Annotated in this window: 3 protein-coding genes; all 3 read left to right on the top strand. The window is 58.8% G+C overall.

Annotated features, from left to right (window positions below):
- Nucleotides 1–103 precede the first annotated feature (103 nt).
- The 3 genes from tnpA to tnpC all read left to right on the top strand — a co-directional run bounded on the left by tnpA (nt 104) and on the right by tnpC (nt 2,378).
- Nucleotides 104–436: an IS66-like element accessory protein TnpA gene (tnpA, locus tag F8N96_RS34745; protein ID WP_130208237.1), complete on the top strand. Its 333-nt coding sequence runs from the start codon at nt 104–106 to the stop codon at nt 434–436.
- A complete protein-coding gene (tnpB, locus tag F8N96_RS34750; protein ID WP_017279403.1) occupies nt 433–768 on the top strand; it encodes an IS66 family insertion sequence element accessory protein TnpB in 336 nt (111 codons plus the stop codon). Before tnpA ends, tnpB begins: the two co-directional genes overlap by 4 nt.
- An 83-nt stretch (nt 769–851) precedes the next feature.
- Complete coding sequence (tnpC, locus tag F8N96_RS34755; protein ID WP_150762972.1) at nt 852–2,378, top strand: IS66 family transposase; 1,527 nt, start codon at nt 852–854, stop codon at nt 2,376–2,378.
- Nucleotides 2,379–2,408 lie beyond the last annotated feature (30 nt).

Below are 2,408 nucleotides of genomic sequence, written 5' to 3' on the forward strand. Positions count from 1 at the left end.
GTAACCGTCCGGGCAACACACCTTCCTGACACCGTCGCTTGAGGCGATGGTGTCCACCTAAATTTAAGTGGACACCATTTTTAGCCTTTTTAAGCGGACGCCTATGCCACAAGAACGCCGTTCCTATTCAAAGTCCTTCAAGGCCCAGGTCATCGCCGAATGCGCGCAGCCTGACACCTCGATCGCCAATGTCGCGTTGACCCACAACCTCAACGCCAACCTCGTCCATAAATGGATACGCGTGCATGCGCAGAAAAACCTGACACTTCAAACCGCCTTCATCCCGGTCAAGACATCGCCGCCGGTGCCGATGCATCAGGCCCTTCCTGCCACGATCCGAATCGAAGTGCCGCATCCAAAAGGCGTAGTCGTGGTGAGTTGGCCGGCAGAAAATGCAGCGGCGTGTTCTGCTTTCCTGCGAGACCTGCTGCGATGATCCGCATCGACTCCATCTGGCTCGCCACCGAGCCCATGGACATGCGCGCCGGCACTGAAACTGCGCTGGCGCGGGTCGTGGCGGTGTTCGGTGCGGCGAAGCCGCACTGTGCTTATCTGTTTGCCAACCGTCGTGCCAATCGCATGAAAGTGCTGGTGCATGATGGCTTGGGGATTTGGCTTGCTGCCCGGCGCTTAAATCAAGGACGTTTCTTTTGGCCTGGCGTGCGGCACGGCTCTGAAGTCGAGCTGGATGCAGAGCAACTTCAAGCCTTGGTGCTCGGCTTACCTTGGCAACGCGTCGGTTCCGGAGGAGCCATCACGGTGCTCTAACTCGCCTGCCATGGCCTGCTTGCCAGCGCAATTGGCGCATCAGTCTATCGCCGCCCATAGCCCTCTCTGGCAAAATCGGCGGCATGACTTCGCATCCGAATCTCGATCAATTAAACCCTGAAGAACTGCGTGCTTTGGCGGCGCAGTTGATCCAGCGCGTCGAGACGATGGACAAGCAGATCAATCATCAAAAGTCGGTCAACGAGAAGCTGGCCCACGAGATCGCGCTGCTCAAGCGCTTCAAGTTTGCCAAACGCAGCGAGCAACTAAGTCCAGATCAGGCCAGCTTGCTCGACGACTTGATCGATACTGATATTGCCGCTATCGAAGCCGAGCTTGAGGCGCTGCAACCGACACCAGTCGAAGCCAAAGTGCGCCAGCAACCTAAGCGCGCAGCGCTGCCGCCGCAATTTCCTCGCACGCTGATCCATCACGAACCGGACAACAGCCATTGCCAGTGCGGCTGTGCTCTCAAGCGCATCGGCGAAGATGCCAGTGAAAAACTCGACTACACGCCCGGCGTGTTCACCGTCGAGCGTCACATCCGTGGGAAATGGGCCTGCGAGCAGTGCGAAACGCTAATCCAGGCGCCGGTACCGGCGCACGTCATCGACAAAGGCATACCGACCGCAGGCCTGCTGGCCCATGTCATGGTGGCCAAGTTCGCTGATCATTTGCCGCTGTATCGTCAGGAAAAAATCTTCGGTCGCGCCGGGCTGCCCATCGCCCGTTCGACCTTGGCGCAGTGGGTGGGCAACTGCGGCGTGCAACTCCAACCACTAGTCGATGCGCTGCGCGAAGCCGTGCTGACGCACGGCATCGTTCACGCCGACGAGACGCCGGTACAAATGCTGACGCCTGGCGCTAAAAAAACTCATCGCGCTTATGTCTGGGCCTATGCCACCAGTCAGTTCTCCGACCTGGCGGCGGTCGTTTACGACTTCAGCCCAAGCCGCGCTGGCGAACATGCCCGAGCCTTCCTGGGCAGTTGGAACGGCAAGCTGGTCTGCGATGACTTTGCCGGCTACAAGGCAGGCTTTGAACTGGGCGTTACGGAGATCGGCTGCATGGCCCATGCCCGCCGAAAGTTCTTCGACTTGCATGCGACCAACAAGAGCCAGATCGCCGAAAAAGCGCTGCACTACATCGCGGCCTTGTACGAAGTTGAACGAGAAGTCCGCGAGCTGGAACCGGGTGATCGACAGCGAATACGGCAGGAAAAAGCAGCGCCAATCGCCGACGCACTTCATACCTGGATGACCGCCCAAAGACAGCTTGTGCCTGAGGGTTCGGCCATCGCCAAGGCCCTGGATTACAGCCTCAAACGCTGGATAGCGCTGACGCGCTATCTCGATGACGGTGCTGTGCCCATCGATAATAACTGGTGCGAGAATCAAATCCGGCCGTGGGCTCTTGGGCGCTCGAACTGGCTGTTCGCGGGCTCGTTACGCAGCGGTAAACGTGCGGCGGCGATCATGAGTTTGATCCAGTCGGCGCGGCTCAACGGACATGATCCGTATGCTTACTTGAAGGATGTTCTTACACGCCTGCCGACGCAGCGTGCGAGTGAGATAACCGAGCTGTTGCCGCACAGGTGGGCGCCCGTTTAATCACACAAGGTGTGTTGGGCGGACGCTTAC

Source organism: Pseudomonas fluorescens (assembly GCF_902497855.1).
GTDB lineage: Bacteria > Pseudomonadota > Gammaproteobacteria > Pseudomonadales > Pseudomonadaceae > Aquipseudomonas > Aquipseudomonas fluorescens_BI.

Bases quoted from the DNA above. Each gene is read 5' to 3' on its own strand.
- tnpA (WP_130208237.1), top strand. From the start codon at position 104: ATGCCACAAGAACGCCGTTCCTATTCAAAGTCCTTCAAGGCCCAGGTC.
- tnpB (WP_017279403.1), top strand. From the start codon at position 433: ATGATCCGCATCGACTCCATCTGGCTCGCCACCGAGCCCATGGACATG.
- tnpC (WP_150762972.1), top strand. From the start codon at position 852: ATGACTTCGCATCCGAATCTCGATCAATTAAACCCTGAAGAACTGCGT.